The organism is Mycobacterium shunyiense (genome assembly GCF_058270075.1).
Genome location: NZ_JBZDPU010000007.1, coordinates 235,355 through 251,253 on the forward strand (window position 1 = coordinate 235,355; position 15,899 = coordinate 251,253).

Here is a 15,899-nt window from a genome sequence, read left to right on the forward strand (position 1 = left end):
CGTACCGCCGTTGACCATACTGAATTGCTTACTGTAGCGTCGATCAGGTGGGGTGTTTGTGCATGATCGAAGAAGCTGGCAAAGGTGCGAGCCGCCGATGAGCGACCCAGTTCCCCGCGACGTCAAGATCGATCGAGGCGTCCCCAGTCGGTTGGCCGATGTCCCGGACATCGCACGTGAGCTCGAGGCCAGCGGTTACGACGGATGCTGGACCGGCGAGATCAACCACGACCCGTTCCTGCCGCTCGCGCTGGCGGCCGAGCACACCGAACGGATCCAGATCGGCACCAGCATCGCGGTGGCTTTCGCGCGCAATCCGATGACCATGGCTCAGCTGGGTTGGGATCTGCAGACCTACTCGGGCGGACGCTTCATCCTTGGCCTGGGCACCCAGATCCAGCCGCACATCGAGAAGCGTTTCAGCATGCCGTGGAGTCACCCGGCGCGCCGCATGCGCGAGTACATCGAAGCGCTGCACGCGATTTGGCAATGTTGGCGCGACGGCACCAAGTTGAGGTTCGAGGGCGAGTTCTACACCCACAAGATCATGACGCCGATGTTCACCCCGGAACCGTCGACGCTGCCGTTCCCCAAGGTGTTCCTGGCCGCTGTCGGTGAACTGATGACCGAGGTGTGCGGTGAGGTGGCCGACGGACTGCTGGCGCACGCGTTCACCACGCGGCGGTATCTGGACGAGGTGACCACGGTCGCGTTGCAGCGCGGAATGGACCGCGCCGGGCGCGACCGTCGTGACTTCGAGCTGTCTTGCCCGGTCTTCGTCGTCACCGGCGCCGACGAACGGGAGATGGCCGCGGCGTCGGTCGCCACCCGCAAACAACTCGCGTTCTACGGCTCGACGCCGGCCTACCGCAAAGTCTTGGACCTGCACGGCTGGGGTGATCTGCACACCGAACTGCACCGGCTCTCGCTGGATGGCCAGTGGGACGCGATGGGCGAGCTCATCGACGACGAGGTGCTCGCCACGTTCGCCGTGGTGGCACCGATCCCCGAATTGGCCGCCGCACTGCGGCGCCGCTGCGACGGCGTCATCGACCGCGTGCTGCCCGGCTTTCCCGCCGCTGTATCCCCGGAAACTGTCAACGCGGTGTTGCAGGAGTTTCGCGAATGCCCGCCAGTGAGGAGCAAAGTATGACCGTCCGCACCATTGACGATATCGCCAAGATGTTCGCCAACCCGTCGGCGTACGCCGACGAGGTGACTCTTCACGCGGACCTGACCCACCTCCGAGCCAACGCCCCAGTGTCCTGGGTCGAGGTGCCCGACTATGCCCCCTTCTGGGCGATCACCAAGCATGCGGACATCATGGAGATCGAGCGTGCCAACGACATCTTCACCAACTCTCCGCGCCCGGTGCTGGTCACCCGCGAGGGCGACGAGCAGCAGGCCGCGATCGGCATCCGGACGTTGATCCACACGGACGATCCGCTGCACCGCGATCTGCGGGCCATCGGAGCCAACTGGTTTCGGCCAAAGGCCATGCGCGCGTTGAAGGATCGCGCCGATGAACTGGCCAAGCGGTTCGTCGACAGAATGGTCGACGAAGGACCGGAATGCGATTTCGTGCAGCAGGTAGCCGTGAATTATCCGCTGTACATGATCATGACGCTGCTCGGTGTGCCCGAGTCCGACTTCGCGTTCATGCTCAAGCTCACACAGGAACTGTTCGGCAGCGACGACGACGAGTTCAAGCGCGGCACCAGCATGGAAGAGCAGGGCATGGCGCTGCTCGAGATGTTCCAGTACTTCACCGAGCTGACCGCCTCGCGTCGGGCGAATCCGACCGACGACCTGGCCTCGACGATCGCCAACGCCACGCTGGACGGGGAGCCGCTGTCCGATATCGACACGGTTTCCTATTACGCGATCATCGCCGCTGCCGGCCACGACACCAGCAGTGCCAGCATTTCCGGCGGTATGCACGCGCTGCTGCAGAATCCCGACCAGCTGGCCCGGCTGCAGAACGACATGAGTCTGATGCCGCTGGCGGTCGAGGAGATGGTCCGGTGGACGACACCGGTCAAGGAGTTCATGCGTACCGCGCAACAGGACTACGAGATTCGCGGTGTACGCATCGCCAAGGGCGAGTCGGTGCTGCTGTCGTATGTCTCGGGCAACCGTGACGAGGACGTCTTCGTCGATCCGTTCCGCTTCGACGTCGGGCGAGATCCCAACAAACACATCGCGTTCGGCTACGGTGTGCATTTCTGCCTCGGTGCCGCACTGGCCCGGCTGGAGATCAACAGCTTCTTCTCCGAACTGCTGCCGAGGCTGCGCTCCGCAGAACTCGCCGGCGAACCGCAGCACATGGCCACCACGTTCGTGGGCGGTCTCAAGCACCTGCCGGTGCGGTACTCGCTGCGCTGACAACGCCGAGCAGACACAAAACTGCCCCTTTTCGCATGAATGAAGTGGTCCCCGGAAGTTGGACACTGACGTTTGGAGCTTAAGCGGCAAGGGCCTGGGCTCGGTATTGGACCGGGCTCAGGCCGTTGAGCTTTGTCGAGATTCGTTCGGTGTTGTACCAGTGGATGTAGGTGTCAAGGGCGGCAGTGAAGTCCTCGACGGTGTCGAACCGGTTGTGGTGGAACATTTCTGACTTCAGGTGACCGAAGAAGTTCTCCATGACCGCGTTGTCATAGCAGTTGGCTTTCCGCGACATCGACTGCAGCGCCTGCGCGTCGCCGAGCAACTTGCGCCAGGACCAATGCCGGTATTGGAAGCCCTGATCGGAGTGCACCAGCGGACACTGGCCGGGCTCCAAGGTGGCGATCGCCGCGGCCAGTGAGGTGTTGGTCAACTCCACATTCGGGCTCATCGACCACGCGTAGGACACCACCGACCGGTCGAACAAATCGAGCACCGGGGACAAGTAGACCTTGCGATCGGTGATGCGGAACTCGGTCACGTCGGTGACCCACTTCTGATTCGGCGCGCTCGCGCTGAACTCGCGGTTGAGAAGATTTTCGGTGACCTGACCGGGGCCGCCGGTGTAGGAGTTGTAGCGCCGACGGCGCCGCACCCGGCAGATCAGCGCCAGCTTGCGCATCAACGCCAGCACGGTCTTTTTGGCCACCACGAACCCCTGCTTGGTCAGCACCGTGTGGATGCGGCGGTGCCCGTAGCGGCCGTGGGCGGCCTTGAATGCCTCGGTGATCGCGGCTTTGAGGTCGGCGCGCGGGTCGAGCGCCTCGGGTTTGCCCTGGTGATAGAAGAACGTCGAGCGCGCCAACTGCGCGACTTCCAGCAGCACCGGCAGCCGATGATCAGCCTTGAGAGCGGCGACAGCGGCGGCTTTCACCGCCGTTCGTGCGCCATCAAGGCCCGCAATTTTTTTAGGTAGGCGTTCTCGGCTCGCAGCCGCTCATTCTCCTGCTCCAGCCGCGCCAGGTCCGTCAACTCCTGTGACGAGGAATCAGCGTCTTTGGGTTGGCGCCCTTTGGGTTTGGGTTTCAACCCGTCCTCACCAAGCCGGCGGTAGGTCCGCACCCAGGTCTGCACCAGCGTGGCTGAGGACAGCCGGTACTGCTGAGCTACTTGCTGGGCGGTCGCACCCTCGTCGATCACCTTGCGCACCACCTCGAGCTTGAACTCGAACGAGTACTGCGTTTTGGTCGGTTTTGCCACCAGCACCTTCCTGCCATGCAGGACCCAACGGCGATGTATCTCGCGAACCGGCCCCCGGCTCACTCCCAGATACCTCGCGGTGACGCTATAGCCCCGCCCCTGCTCGAACAACGCTACCGCCGCACCGCGCTGGGCCTCAGTCAACGAACTAGAAGGATGCAAAAAAGTACTCCCAGAAGAAGAAACTGAATTTCTCAGTCCAACTTCCGGGGAGCACTTCAGAAAAGGGGCAGTTTTGTGTCTGCTCGCGGGAAAACGGGCCCTAGTCGGAACCCGAGTTGCCCCGCGTCGCCGCGTGCAATGCGTCGCCGCGGGAGCCCTGCTCGTGATGGCTCAAGGCCTGGATCGAAACATCGTGGCCCTCAGCGGCTTTACGCAGAGCGCCGACGGTGGCCTGCTCCCGCGAGATGTGAGTGAACGGATCGAACGAATACCAGCGCATGGCGTTCTCATACGTCATCTTGTTGATCTCGTCGTCGGGGACGTTGTTCTCGGTCAGCACATCCCACAGTTCCTCGGGCGCGCCCGGCCACATCGAGTCGCTGTGCGGGTAATCGGCTTCCCAACTGATGTTGTCGATGCCGATCTTGTCGCGCAACGCCACGCCGACCGGATCCGAAATGAAGCAGGTCAGGAAGTGCTCACGGAACACCTCGCTGGGCAGCTTGCCGCCGAAGTTCTGATGCGTCCAGGTCGAGTGCATCTCGTAGGTGCGGTCGACGCGCTCCAGGAAATACGGAATCCAGCCGGTGCCGCCCTCGGACAGCCCGATCTTGAGATCCGGGTAATCCTTGATGGGCTTGGACCACAACAGATCCGCGGCGGCCTGCACGATGTTCATCGGCTGCAGGGTGATCATCACGTCCAGCGGTGCGTCCGGGGCCGTGATGGCCAGCTTGCCCGACGATCCGATGTGCACATTGAGCACGGTGTTGGTGTCGCACAGCGCCTTCCACAGCGGGGTCCAATAGTCGTCGTGGAAGCTGGGGTAGCCCATTGCCGCCGGGTTCTCGCTGAACGTCAGGGCGTGCACGCCCTTCTTCGACACCCGGCGCACCTCTTGGGCGCACGCCTCGGCATCCCAGATCACCGGAAGCGCCATCGGAATGAAGCGGGCCGGATAGGCGCCGCACCATTCGTCGATGTGCCAATCGTTGTAGGCCTGCACCAGAGCCAGGGAGAACTCGGGATCCTCGGTGGCGAACAGGCGGCCGGCGAAGCCGGGGAACGATGGGAAGCAGATCGAGCCGAGGATGCCGCCGGCGTTCATGTCCTTGACCCGCTCATCGACGTTGTAGCAGCCCTTGCGGATCTCGTCGAGGCCCTGGGGCTCCAGGCCGTACTCCTCCTTGGGCCGGCCGGCGACCGCGTTGAGCGCGACGTTGGGGATGACGATGTCGCGGAACTGCCACGTGTCGCTGCCGTCGGGGTTGTGCACCAGGCGGGGTGCCTCGTCGGCATATTTCTTGGGAAGGTGGTTCTTGAACATGTCAGGTGGTTCGACGATGTGATCGTCCACGCTGATCAGGATCATGTCGTCTTTATTCACGAACGAGCTCCATTCACGACGGCCTTACCGTATGGACGACAGTTTAGCCGGACGCGACGCTCCCAGGCCAGGCGATCAGCAGATTCGTCGGCTCAGCAGCAGCGTGCGCCGGGGTTGGCCTCGGTGTTGCGGTGTCGCATCTTCCAGTAGTCCCGCTCGGACAGCACCGGCTCACCCGGGTGCGTCCGCTCTCGGTGCGCGACGTAGCGCCGATAGTGGTTGTCGCCCATCAATGTTGACCAGTACCACCCGATGTGGCGTGCGGCCTGGCGTGTGCTCCGGGCAAAGTGTCCCACTGCTTCTGCACCTCCTTCTCGGCCGGCGAGGCAATCAATCCTGATGGTGCGAAGATGCGCGAGGGCACCTCCTCTTCCACGGCCAGCGGCCGACCGGCTCCGCGCAGCGCCTGCAGCGCCATCACCACACCCGCGATGAACACGATCAGCACCAGCACGGCGAAGACCACCGACAGGGTGCCCTGAATGAAGGTGTTGCGGATGACGGCATCGATCTGATCGGGGTTCTTCGCTGCGCCGAAAGTCGACTTGCCGGCGTCCTGGGCCGCGACGTACTGCGAATGCTGTTTCCAGTAACCGACTTTCGGATCGGCAGAGAAGATCTTCTGCCACGACGCCGTCATGGTCACCGTCAGATCCCACAACAACGGCAGGCCGGGTATCCAGGCCCATTTCACCAAGCCGCGTTTGATCACCACCACCGTGACCACCGTCAATGCAATCGCGGCGAGCAGCTGATTCGCGATGCCGAACAGCGGGAACAAGGTATTGATGCCGCCCAGCGGATCCGTCACCCCCATCAGCAGGATCGAGCCCCACGCGGCGACGACGATGACGCTGCACGTCCATGCTCCGATGCGCCAGCTCGGGTTGCGCAGTTTCTTGAACGGCCCACCGAGATTGCCCAGGCCGTCGGACAGCATGAACCGGGCCACCCGGGTGCCGGCGTCGACCGTGGTGAGGATGAACAACGCCTCGAACATGATCGCGAAGTGGTACCAGAACGCCTTGAGGCTTTCTCCGCCGAACACCTGGTGCAACACCTCTGACATGCCGAACGCGAGGGTGGGCGCACCGCCGGTGCGCGAAACGACCGAGTGCTCGCCGACGCCGTCGGCGGCCGCGGTGATCTCCTGCGCAGTGATCGGCTGACCGGACAGGCCGAGGCCGTTGACGTACTCGGCCGCGGTCTGCGCGGTGGTGCCGGTGGCCGCCGTCGGCGCGTTGATCGCAAAGTAGAGGTGCTGGTTGAGGATCGCCGCGGTGATCAGGGCCATGATCGCGACGAATGACTCGGTGATCATGCCGCCGTAGCCGATCAGCCGCATCTGGCTTTCCTTCTCCAGCAGCTTGGGCGTGGTGCCCGAAGAGATCAGCGCGTGAAAGCCCGACAATGCACCGCAGGCGATGGTGATGAAAAGGAATGGGAACAACGAGCCGGCGAATACCGGGCCGGTACCGCTGGCGGCGAACTGCGAGATCGCGGGCGCCTGCATCACCGGCCGGGCGATCAGGATGCCGATGGCCAGCAGTGCGATGGTGCCGACTTTCATGAACGTGGACAGGTAGTCGCGCGGAGCCAACAGGAACCACACCGGCAACACCGAGGCCGCCAAGCCGTAGATGATGATGCACCACGACAGGGTGACCTTCGAGAGGGTGAACCAGTCGGCGCCCCAGGATGTTTCGGCCACCCAGCCGCCGGAGATGACCGCGAGCAGCAGCAGCACGACGCCGATGAGGGACACCTCCGACACCCGGCCGGGGCGGAAGAAGCGCAGATACAGGCCCATGAAGATGGCGATCGGGATGGTCATCGCGATCGAGAACACGCCCCACGGGCTTTCCGCCAGTGCGTTGACCACCACCAGCGCCAGCACCGCCAGCAGGATCACCATGATGACCAGTACGCCCACGATGGCGGCGACACCGCCGACCAGGCCGAGCTCGTCGCGCGCCATCTGACCGAGCGAGCGTCCGCGCCGGCGCACCGAGATGGACAGCACCAGGTAGTCCTGGACACAGCCGGCGACGACCGCGCCGATGATGATCCAGATCGTGCCGGGCAGATAACCCATCTGCATGGCCAGCACCGGGCCGACCAGCGGGCCCGCACCGGCGATCGCGGCGAAGTGGTGACCGAACAGCACCCGCCGGTCGGTCGGCATGTAGTCCGTACCGTTGTCGAAAAGCTCTGCCGGAGTGGCATTGTCGTCGCGAGGCCGGACGATCTTCATTTCGATCAGCCGGGCGTAGAACCGGAAGCCGATGACGTAGGTGCAGATCGCGGCGATCACAAACCAGACCGCGTTGACGGTCTCACCGCGGAAGAAGGCGATCACCGCCCAGGCGACGGCGCCCAGCACCGCGACGGCCGCGAAGACCGCCTTGTGCTTGGCGGTGATGGGAGAGCGGTCGATGACCGCAACCGGCGGAAGGTCTTTGTCGGTGCGGATATAGGTGACGTCGCCGTCGTGTTCCTCGATGCGATCCGCCGGTGGGGCATCCGGTGTTGCCACGGTCTCTCCTCGCTGGCCCAGTGTCATATGCGTCGTGAGTGATCCTTTCATCGAGCCAAACCGCGCGGCATCGAATCCCGGTTTCCGCACCCTAACGAGGAAATCGCGGGCAGGTCAGGTGAGGAATGCGCGCACGGTGTCGATCGTGTCCGCTTCTTCCGGGGTCTTGTCGTCCCGATAACGCAGGACCCTGGCGAAGCGCAGCGCCACGCCGCCCGGGTACCGGCTCGACCGCTGGACGCCGTCGAAGGCGATCTCGACAACCTGCTCGGGCCGGACCGTGACCACCCAGCCGTCGTCGTCGACCTGCAATTCGTGAAACCGTTCGGTCTGCCATGCCAGCATCGCGTCGGTCATTCCCTTGAACGTCTTACCCAGCATCACGAATCCGCCGGTCTCCGGGTCGCGCGCGCCCAGATGGATGTTGGAGAGCTTGCCGGTGCGCCGCCCCGAACCCTGCTCGACGGCCAGCACCACCAGATCGAGCGTGTGCACGGGCTTGACCTTGAGCCAACCGGCGCCGCGGCGACCGGCCTCGTACGGTGCCGTCGGCGATTTCGCCATCACGCCCTCGTGGCCGGCCGCCAGCGTGCGGTCCAGGAACTGCTGCGCGACCCCGACGTCGGCGGTGACGACGCGATCGACGCGCCGGTCCCGCGGTACCAGCGTGTCGAGTGAGGCCAGCCGCTGCTCGGTGGGCAGATCGAGCAGATCCTGGCCGTCGACGTGCAGCAGATCGAAGAAGAACACCGACAGCGGTTCGAGATCGTTCGGGGTCTTGCGGCCGAACCGTGCGGCGGTTACCTGAAACGGGTGCGGGCGGCCGTCGGGCCGCAGCGCGATGGCCTCCGCGTCGGCGATCAGATCGGTGGCCGTCAATGCCAGCGTCGCCTCGACCACCTCGGGCAGCCGTTGGGTGACGTCGTCGAGGCTGCGTGTGAACACCGACACGTCGGATCCCCGGCGGTGGATCTGCACGCGTGCGCCGTCCAGCTTGGCCTCCAGAATCGCTGTACCGCCGAGTCGTTCGAGCGCGTCGGCGACACCGGTCGCGGTCTGCGCGAGCATCGGCCCGACCGGGCGCCCGACCTGAAGTGCGAACTCAGTCAGCGCGGTAGGGCCACCCGTCAGCGCTGCGGCAGCCACGGCGGGCAGGTCACCGGCGAGCATCGCCGCGCGCCGCACCTCGGCCGCGGGAATACCGGATGCGCGGGCGACGGCGTCGGCCATCACCCCGGCCAGGGCGCCCTGGCGCAGCTCGCCGCTCAGGAGCCGGCGCATGAAGGTCTGTTCTGTGTCGGTGGCTGTAGCGAAGAGGTCACGCACCAACTCGGCACGCAGCGCCTGAGAACCCTTGCCGGAGACCGTGCCGATCCGGGTGAATTGCGTGTCGACCCCGTCAACCGTCAGTTCCGGGTCCTCTGCCGGTGCGGGCAGTGAACGCAGCGCCGCCCATCCGACACCGATCTGGCGTTGGGGGAGTTCCCCGGACAACCAGGACACCGTGACCGCCACCGTATGGGCGTCGCCCTCGGCGGCGGCCGCGGACAGCACGGTCGCGATGCGGGTGATCTTGGCCAGCCGTGCCGAGGATCCCGCGATGTCGGCGGATGCGGCAGCGACGTCGGCGAGCAACACATCCTCAGCGTGCCACGGGCGTCAGACATCCTCCGGCGTTCGGCTGAGCACCTGAGTCAGGACGGCGGCCTGCGATTGCAGATCCGACGCCCGTTCGTGGTGCCCGTTCACGACGTATTCGTCTGCCGCCATGAGTCGTTCATCGACCTCGGCCTGAATCAGGCCGCGAATCTCGGCATCACTGAGCGTCCGGCGGGCGACCTCGGTCGAGCCCACCCCGGACACCGCACCCGCGATCGATCCACCGATCCGGGTATCGGTTTGATCGGCACGCGGCGTCTCCGCGTTGTCGATGGCGCTCAGCGCCGACCGGATCGCGGTGACACGGGTGGTATCGCGGGCCTTGCGCGCCGACAGCAGAGACTCGCGCAGCCGGTCGCGCCAATGCTGTGCAGGTGTCATGGCAGGCGAACCTATTCGGGTTCCGCGGCGGCGTCGAGGGATTTTTTGCACGGCCACGGTGCGCGGGAATCAAAAGGACGAACCCGAAAGGCTTACCGGAAGGGTTGATGGGATAGGTTGCTTTACGATTTCGGTCATTTTTGGAAAGGAAGCTAGATGGAGATCGAAGGCAAGAAGGCTATCGTCGTCGGCGGCGCGTCGGGCTTCGGCCGGGCCACCGCTGAGGCACTGGCCAAGCGCGGCGCCAGCGTGGCCGTGCTCGACCGACCGCAGTCCAAGGGACAGGAAGTGGCCGACGCGATCGGCGGCTCGTTCCTCCCCGTCGACGTCACCGACTTCGACGGCACCGAAAAGGTGCTGGAGGAGGCAGTGGCGACCCTGGGGGGCCTGCACATCATCGTGACCACCGCCGGTGGTGGCATCGGCGAGCGCACCATCAAGAAGGACGGTCCGCACAGCCTGGATTCGTTCCGCTCCACCATCGACCTCAACCTGATCGGCACGTTCAACATCAGCCGGCTCGCGGCGTGGCACATGAGCAAGAACGAGCCGGTCGACGCAGAAGCCGAGGAGCGCGGCGTCATCATCAACACCGCCTCCATCGCGGCGTTCGAGGGCCAGATCGGGCAGGTCGCCTACACGGCGTCGAAGGCCGCCATCGCCGGCATGTGCCTGACCATGGCAAGGGATCTCGGCAGCCTCGGCATCCGCGTGCTGGCCATCGCCCCGAGCCTGTTCGCGACCGGCCTGACCGAGGGCATCCCCGACGAGTTCGCCGCGGTGCTCACCAAGGACGCCGCGTTCCCCAAGCGTCTGGGCAAGCCCGAGGAGTACGCCAAGCTCGCCGTCGCGATCGCCGAGAACCCGATGCTCAACGGCCAGTGCCTGCGTCTGGACGCCGGCCAGCGCTTCGCCCCCAAGTAGAGTGAATTCCGGCGTGATCGAGGGCGCCCAGCGTCACCGATCACGCCGGAATCGCATACCGGGGAGGCGCCATGGCGACCATTGCAGACCAAGTCATCTCCGCACTGACACTGAGCGGGGTACGGCGGGTCTACGGCCTTCCCGGTGACAGCCTCAACGGATTCACCGACGCCATCCGGCGCAGCGGCGACATCACCTGGCAACACGTCCGCCACGAGGAGACCGCCGCGTTTGCCGCGGCCGCTGACGCCGCGCTGACCGGCCAACTGGCCGTGTGTGCGGGCAGCTGCGGGCCGGGCAATCTGCACCTCATCAACGGTCTGTTCGACGCGCAGCGCAGCCGAGTCCCGGTGCTGGCCATCGCCGCACACATTCCGCGCACCGAGATCGGGTCGGAGTACTTCCAGGAAACCCATCCCCAGGACCTCTTCCGCGAGTGCAGTGTGTACTGCGAACTGGTCAGCACGCCCGAGACGGCGCCCCGCATCCTGGAGATGGCATTGCGAGCGGCCGTCGAGGAGAACGGCGTTGCCGTCGTCGTCATCCCCGGCGAGGTCTTCCTGCAACGCGCGGGGGAGACCGGCTGGACCACACGTCCGGTGCGTCCCACCCGGTCGATCGTGCGTCCGGACGACGAGTCGGTGCGCCGGGCCGCCGACATCCTCAACGCCGCCGAGCGCGTCACCATCCTGGGCGGCGCCGGTGTGTCCGGTGCGCACGACGCCCTGATCGAACTGGCGTCGACCCTGCAGGCCCCGATCGTTCACGCGTTGCGCGGCAAGGAATTCATCGAGTACGACAACCCGTTCGACGTCGGGATGACCGGGCTCCTCGGTTTCGCGTCGGGCTACAAGGCCATCAAAGAGGCCGACACCCTGCTGATGCTGGGCACCGACTTCCCGTATCAGCAGTTCTATCCCGAAGGCGCCACCGTCATCCAGGTCGACATCCGCGGCCGCAACCTCGGCCGCCGCACCCCGATCGACCTCGGCCTACGCGGCAGCGTCGCCGACACCCTGGCCGCACTGCAGCCGCTGCTACGGCCCAAGGACAACCGCGAACACCTCGACCGGTCGCTGCGCCACTACCGCAAGACCCGCGCCGCCCTGGACTCGCTGGCCGTCAACGACCGCGACAAGACTCCGATCCGGCCGGAATATGTTGCCGCGCTTGCCAACCGAATCGGCTCGGATGATGCGGTGTTCACCTGCGATGTCGGTTCTCCGGTGGCGTGGGCGGCCCGCTATCTGACCATGAACGGCCGGCGCAGGCTGATCGGGTCGTTCAACCACGGCACCATGGCCAATGCGTTGCCGCACGCGATCGGCGCGCAGACCGCGTTCCCGGACCGGCAGGTGGTCGCGCTGGCTGGTGACGGGGGCCTGACCATGCTCTTCGGCGAGCTGGTGACGTTGATCCAGAACCGATTGCCGGTCAAGGTGATCGTGTTCAACAATTCGTCGCTGAACTTCGTCGAGCTCGAGATGAAGGCCGCGGGCATCGTCACGTTCGGCACCGATCTGGTCAACCCGGACTTCGCTGCAGTGGCCCAGGCCATGGGCATATTCGGCCGCCGGGTCACCGAACCGGGTGAGTTGGAACGGGCCCTGACCGACGCCTTCGCCCACGAAGGCCCCGCCCTCATCGACGTGCACACCGCGCGCCAGGAACTGTCGATCCCGCCGGCGATCACCGTCGAACAGGCAAAGGGCTTCTCGCTCTACGCAATTCGCACCATCCTGGCCGGGCGTGCCGACGAACTCCTGGACCTGGTCACCACCAACGTCGCCCGCCGCATCCTGGACTGACCGCTCAGGCCGGCCGAGGAATCGAGGCCGCCGTGCTCTGGCCCAACCATTTCGGGATAGCGCGGCGGACGTCAGCGGACCCGGACAGCGCTACGCTGCCGTCGAGCACCGCGCGCGCCCAGCCGAGATCGCCACGCCAGATCTCGATCAGCGTGCGCAGATCGGTCTGCACGGTCCCGGCCACCTCGTGCCCGGGATCGAAATCGCACACATCGGCCTGCCCGTCGCTCACCGTGAGCCACCACCGCGACGCCTTGGGCGCGACATCGTCGAGGACGAACGCGACCGTGGTGCGCGAACGCGGCCAGTCGGCGATGGGAATGGTGCGGCGCATGTCCCACATCAGCAGGTGCGGGTCGAGATCCTGCTCGCCCAGTTCACCGATCCACCGCACCCCCCACGACCCGAGCGCGTCGACCACCCCGGCGAGTTCCTGACCGCACGGGGTCAGTGAATAACTTGTCCGCCCGTCCATCTCGGAACGCTCGATCACTCCGGCACGGGCCAACGACTTCAGCCGCTTGGACAACAGCGCCGGCGACATCTTCGGCACACCGCGGCGCAGGTCGTTGAAGTGCGCACTGCCCCGCAGCAGTTCCCGGACCACCAGCAAGGTCCAGCGTTCGTCGAGCAATTCCATGGCCTTGGCCACGGGACAGAACTGGCCATACGTCGACATCGGCGGTCTTCCTCCCCGGAAAGTGCGCGGCTTTCTAAGTACACCGCTGTCAGCGCCCGGAAGCCAGTACAGATCCAGAACCAGACCCACTACAGATCTGGTACTGGAATCGCCGACCGCGTGGGATGACGATGAAGCCAATCCGCGAGAGGAGCCCGTCATGAACGTCACGACCACCGGCAGTGAGCTTGAGGCCAAACACCGGGCGCTGTGGGCGCTGGGTGACTACGCGGTGATCGCCGCGAACATCGTGCGCCCACTGGGTCCGGTACTGGTCGAGGCCAGCGGCATCGGGCCCGGCGACCGCGTGCTCGACGTGGCCGCCGGGACCGGCAACGTCGCCATCCCCGCCGCCGCGACGGGCGCGCAGGTGAGCGCCAGCGACCTCTGCCCGGAACTGGTCGAACAGGGGCGCCGACTCGGTACCGACGCCGGAGTGACGATCGACTGGGCCGAGGCCAACGCCGAGGCGTTGCCCTATGCCGACGATTCGTTCGACACAGTGCTCTCCTGTATCGGGGTGATGTTCGCCCCGCACCATCAGCAGGCCGCCGATGAACTGCTGCGGGTGACCCGCCCAGGCGGGCGGATCGGCCTGATCTCCTGGACTCCAGAGGGATTCATCGGGCAGCTGTTCGCCACCATGAAGCCGTACGTACCCGCACCACCCGCCGGCGTGTCCCCGCCACCACGGTGGGGAGATGAGCAGTACCTGCGCGCACTGCTGGGCGAACAGGTCGGCGAGTTGACCTGTGAAAGGCGGGAACTGGACGTCACCGCCTACTCCGACGGCGCCGCATTCCGGGACCACTTCAAGGCCAACTACGGTCCGACGATTTCGGCCTACCGGGCCATCGCCGCCGACGCCGACCGGGTCGCGGCACTCGACGCGGAGATCGCTGCGCTCGGGGACAGGTTCCTCACCGATTCTTGGATGCCGTGGGAATACCTGTTGGTGAGTGCCCGCAAGTTGACGCCGCGGGTTCAGATGTAACCTCTGGCGCCTTGATTTATTTGCCTAGCCACGTAACTATGTGGCTAGGCAATAATTGTCTAGCCACATATCGACGGCGGGTCGGCGAGCAGGAGGAGCCATGCGAGCAGTAGTGATCACCAAAAAGGGCGGGCCATCGGTCCTGCAACTGCAGGAGTGGCCTGATCCGCCGGCTCCTGAAAGGGGCAGGGTCCGTATCGCGGTGCGAGCCGCCGGTGTGAACTTCGCGGACGCGTTGTACCGCGTAGGACTCAATCCCGTGTCGCCCGAGATTCCCTTTGTTCCCGGATTCGACGTGGCGGGAATCGTCGAGGCGGTGGGCGAGGGCGTCGACACGGCCTTGCTGGGCCGTCGAGTCTTTGCGGGGACGCGTTACGGAGGCTATGCCGAGATAGCCGATGTCGGTGCCGATGACGTTGCCGTACTGCCAGACGAGCTGAGTTTCGAACAAGGCGGGGCGATCTTCACCAACTACGCAACGGCATGGGAGGGACTGTTCGGGTCCGGGCATCTGCGCGCTGGTCAGCGCGTCCTCGTCCACGCTGCCGCCGGCGGCGTGGGCATCGCGGCGGTACAGCTGGCGAAGGCTGCTGGTGCGGTGGTGCACGGCACCGCGTCGCCGTCGAAGCATGGCCGGTTGCGCGATCTGGGGGTCGACCGCACCATCGATTACCGTCAAGACGGGTGGTGGGAGGGCCTGACGTCCTACGACGTCATTCTCGAAGCCATCGGGGGAACATCGTTGCGAAGGTCCTACCGGCTGCTTCGTCCCGGCGGCCGTGTCATCACCTACGGAGCATCGTCGCTTCTGCGGGGCGAACAGCGTTCACTTCGTACCGCGATGCCGCAGGCCCTGGCGATGATGCGCGGGTTCAACCTCCTGAAACAACTTGATGAGTCAAAAACGGTGGTGGGCCTGAACATCATGGGGCTCTGGGAAGAACGCGGGTCGCTACGGTCATGGCTCGAACCGCTCGAACGCAACCTGGCGGACGGATCGATTCAGCCCGTCGTTCACGCCGCTGTGCCCTTTGCCGACGCGCCCGAAGCGCACCGTATTCTGGCGGCCCGCAAGAATTTCGGGAAAGTGGTGTTGATTCCATAAGTCGTGTAGCTGGCCACATATATTGCCAACAACCCTCGCGACCCCGCTCACTCCAGGAGATGACGATGCGACCGAATCCGCCAGACCTCGAGGCCATTCGACGCACCGAGACCGTGAAGGTGGCGCCGATCGCCTTCGGGATCTTCGCGTTGTCGCGCGCGTTCCACGGATGGGGGTCGGAAATGCTGTTGGAGCTGGGCTTGCATCCCGGTCAGGAACTCATCCTGATGCAGCTCTACGACCGGGACGGTCAGACTCAATCAGAGCTACAGCAGGCCCTCGGCGTGGATCACTCGACGATCTCGCGGGCGATCAAGCGCATGCAGCTCAGCGAGCTGGTGGCGCGGGCGGCTTCCGACAATGACCGTCGCGCCAAAGAGGTGTGGCTGACCGACAAAGGCCTAGCGCTGCGCAAGCCTCTCGAACGGCTGTGGACGTCGCTCGAGCAGTGTGCGATTGAGGCTGTGCCTCCGAGCCGGCGCGCGGAGTTCGCAAGGTCGGTCGCCAAACTCGAGCAGACCTACACCTCCGCCCGCCGCGCTCGGGAGCGCTAGGGCGTGTCTGACAAAACTAGAAGCCAGAGGGTGACGGCGCGTAGGACAGCTGCTGCCCGGTAGAC

Annotated in this window: 15 protein-coding genes; 7 read left to right on the forward strand and 8 right to left on the reverse strand. The window is 65.3% G+C overall.

The annotated features are described in order from the left end of the window. Positions 1-97 precede the first annotated feature (97 nt). Positions 98-1,153 carry an LLM class F420-dependent oxidoreductase gene (locus AC4ELH_RS06695; protein ID WP_448448634.1) on the forward strand — a complete coding sequence of 352 codons (1,056 nt, stop codon included), beginning with the start codon at positions 98-100 and terminating at the stop codon, positions 1,151-1,153. Further along, positions 1,150-2,385: a cytochrome P450 gene (locus AC4ELH_RS06700; RefSeq protein ID WP_064887815.1), complete on the forward strand. Its 1,236-nt coding sequence runs from the start codon at positions 1,150-1,152 to the stop codon at positions 2,383-2,385. Before AC4ELH_RS06695 ends, AC4ELH_RS06700 begins: the two co-directional genes overlap by 4 nt. Before the next feature lie 79 nt (positions 2,386-2,464). Here AC4ELH_RS06700 and AC4ELH_RS06705 read toward each other — a convergent pair whose 3' ends face one another. The 7 genes from AC4ELH_RS06705 to AC4ELH_RS06735 form a co-directional block, all read right to left on the reverse strand. After that, entirely contained in the window at positions 2,465-3,319 is an 855-nt protein-coding gene (locus tag AC4ELH_RS06705; RefSeq protein WP_498883550.1) for an IS3 family transposase, read from the reverse strand. Further along, positions 3,316-3,645 (reverse strand): helix-turn-helix domain-containing protein, encoded by a 330-nt coding sequence (locus AC4ELH_RS06710; RefSeq protein WP_254358679.1) that lies wholly within the window; start codon positions 3,643-3,645, stop codon positions 3,316-3,318. Before AC4ELH_RS06710 ends, AC4ELH_RS06705 begins: the two co-directional genes overlap by 4 nt. A 262-nt stretch (positions 3,646-3,907) precedes the next feature. Beyond that, positions 3,908-5,194 (reverse strand): amidohydrolase family protein, encoded by a 1,287-nt coding sequence (locus tag AC4ELH_RS06715; protein ID WP_498883552.1) that lies wholly within the window; start codon positions 5,192-5,194, stop codon positions 3,908-3,910. 92 nt (positions 5,195-5,286) lie between these two features. Continuing rightward, positions 5,287-5,424 carry a CstA-like transporter-associated (seleno)protein gene (locus tag AC4ELH_RS06720; protein ID WP_216615863.1) on the reverse strand — a complete coding sequence of 46 codons (138 nt, stop codon included), beginning with the start codon at positions 5,422-5,424 and terminating at the stop codon, positions 5,287-5,289. Further along, entirely contained in the window at positions 5,424-7,730 is a 2,307-nt protein-coding gene (locus AC4ELH_RS06725; protein WP_498883554.1) for a carbon starvation CstA family protein, read from the reverse strand. Before AC4ELH_RS06725 ends, AC4ELH_RS06720 begins: the two co-directional genes overlap by 1 nt. Before the next feature lie 114 nt (positions 7,731-7,844). After that, the gene (locus tag AC4ELH_RS06730) at positions 7,845-9,368 is read right to left on the reverse strand and encodes an ATP-dependent DNA ligase (protein WP_498883556.1); all 1,524 of its coding nucleotides are present in this window, start codon (positions 9,366-9,368) and stop codon (positions 7,845-7,847) included. Positions 9,369-9,389: 21 nt separating this feature from the next. Then, positions 9,390-9,770 carry a GatB/YqeY domain-containing protein gene (locus AC4ELH_RS06735; RefSeq protein ID WP_498883558.1) on the reverse strand — a complete coding sequence of 127 codons (381 nt, stop codon included), beginning with the start codon at positions 9,768-9,770 and terminating at the stop codon, positions 9,390-9,392. Positions 9,771-9,926: 156 nt separating this feature from the next. On the opposite strand from AC4ELH_RS06735, the gene AC4ELH_RS06740 reads away from it, so the two are divergent. Beyond that, positions 9,927-10,694: an SDR family NAD(P)-dependent oxidoreductase gene (locus AC4ELH_RS06740; protein WP_498883560.1), complete on the forward strand. Its 768-nt coding sequence runs from the start codon at positions 9,927-9,929 to the stop codon at positions 10,692-10,694. A gap of 71 nt (positions 10,695-10,765) precedes the next feature. Next, positions 10,766-12,502, forward strand: a complete 1,737-nt coding sequence (poxB, locus tag AC4ELH_RS06745; RefSeq protein WP_498883561.1) for a ubiquinone-dependent pyruvate dehydrogenase — start codon at positions 10,766-10,768, stop codon at positions 12,500-12,502. Between the two features lie 4 nt (positions 12,503-12,506). Here poxB and AC4ELH_RS06750 read toward each other — a convergent pair whose 3' ends face one another. Continuing rightward, positions 12,507-13,181, reverse strand: coding sequence for a winged helix-turn-helix transcriptional regulator (locus AC4ELH_RS06750; protein WP_498883563.1), 675 nt, complete (start codon positions 13,179-13,181; stop codon positions 12,507-12,509). Between the two features lie 160 nt (positions 13,182-13,341). Here AC4ELH_RS06750 and AC4ELH_RS06755 point away from each other — a divergent pair, with 160 nt between their 5' ends. The 3 genes from AC4ELH_RS06755 to AC4ELH_RS06765 all read left to right on the forward strand — a co-directional run bounded on the left by AC4ELH_RS06755 (position 13,342) and on the right by AC4ELH_RS06765 (position 15,834). Next, positions 13,342-14,175, forward strand: coding sequence for a class I SAM-dependent methyltransferase (locus tag AC4ELH_RS06755; protein WP_498883565.1), 834 nt, complete (start codon positions 13,342-13,344; stop codon positions 14,173-14,175). Between the two features lie 100 nt (positions 14,176-14,275). Beyond that, positions 14,276-15,280, forward strand: coding sequence for a zinc-binding dehydrogenase (locus AC4ELH_RS06760; protein ID WP_498883566.1), 1,005 nt, complete (start codon positions 14,276-14,278; stop codon positions 15,278-15,280). A gap of 65 nt (positions 15,281-15,345) precedes the next feature. After that, positions 15,346-15,834 (forward strand): MarR family winged helix-turn-helix transcriptional regulator, encoded by a 489-nt coding sequence (locus AC4ELH_RS06765; protein ID WP_157923431.1) that lies wholly within the window; start codon positions 15,346-15,348, stop codon positions 15,832-15,834. The last annotated feature ends 65 nt before the right edge of the window (positions 15,835-15,899 follow it).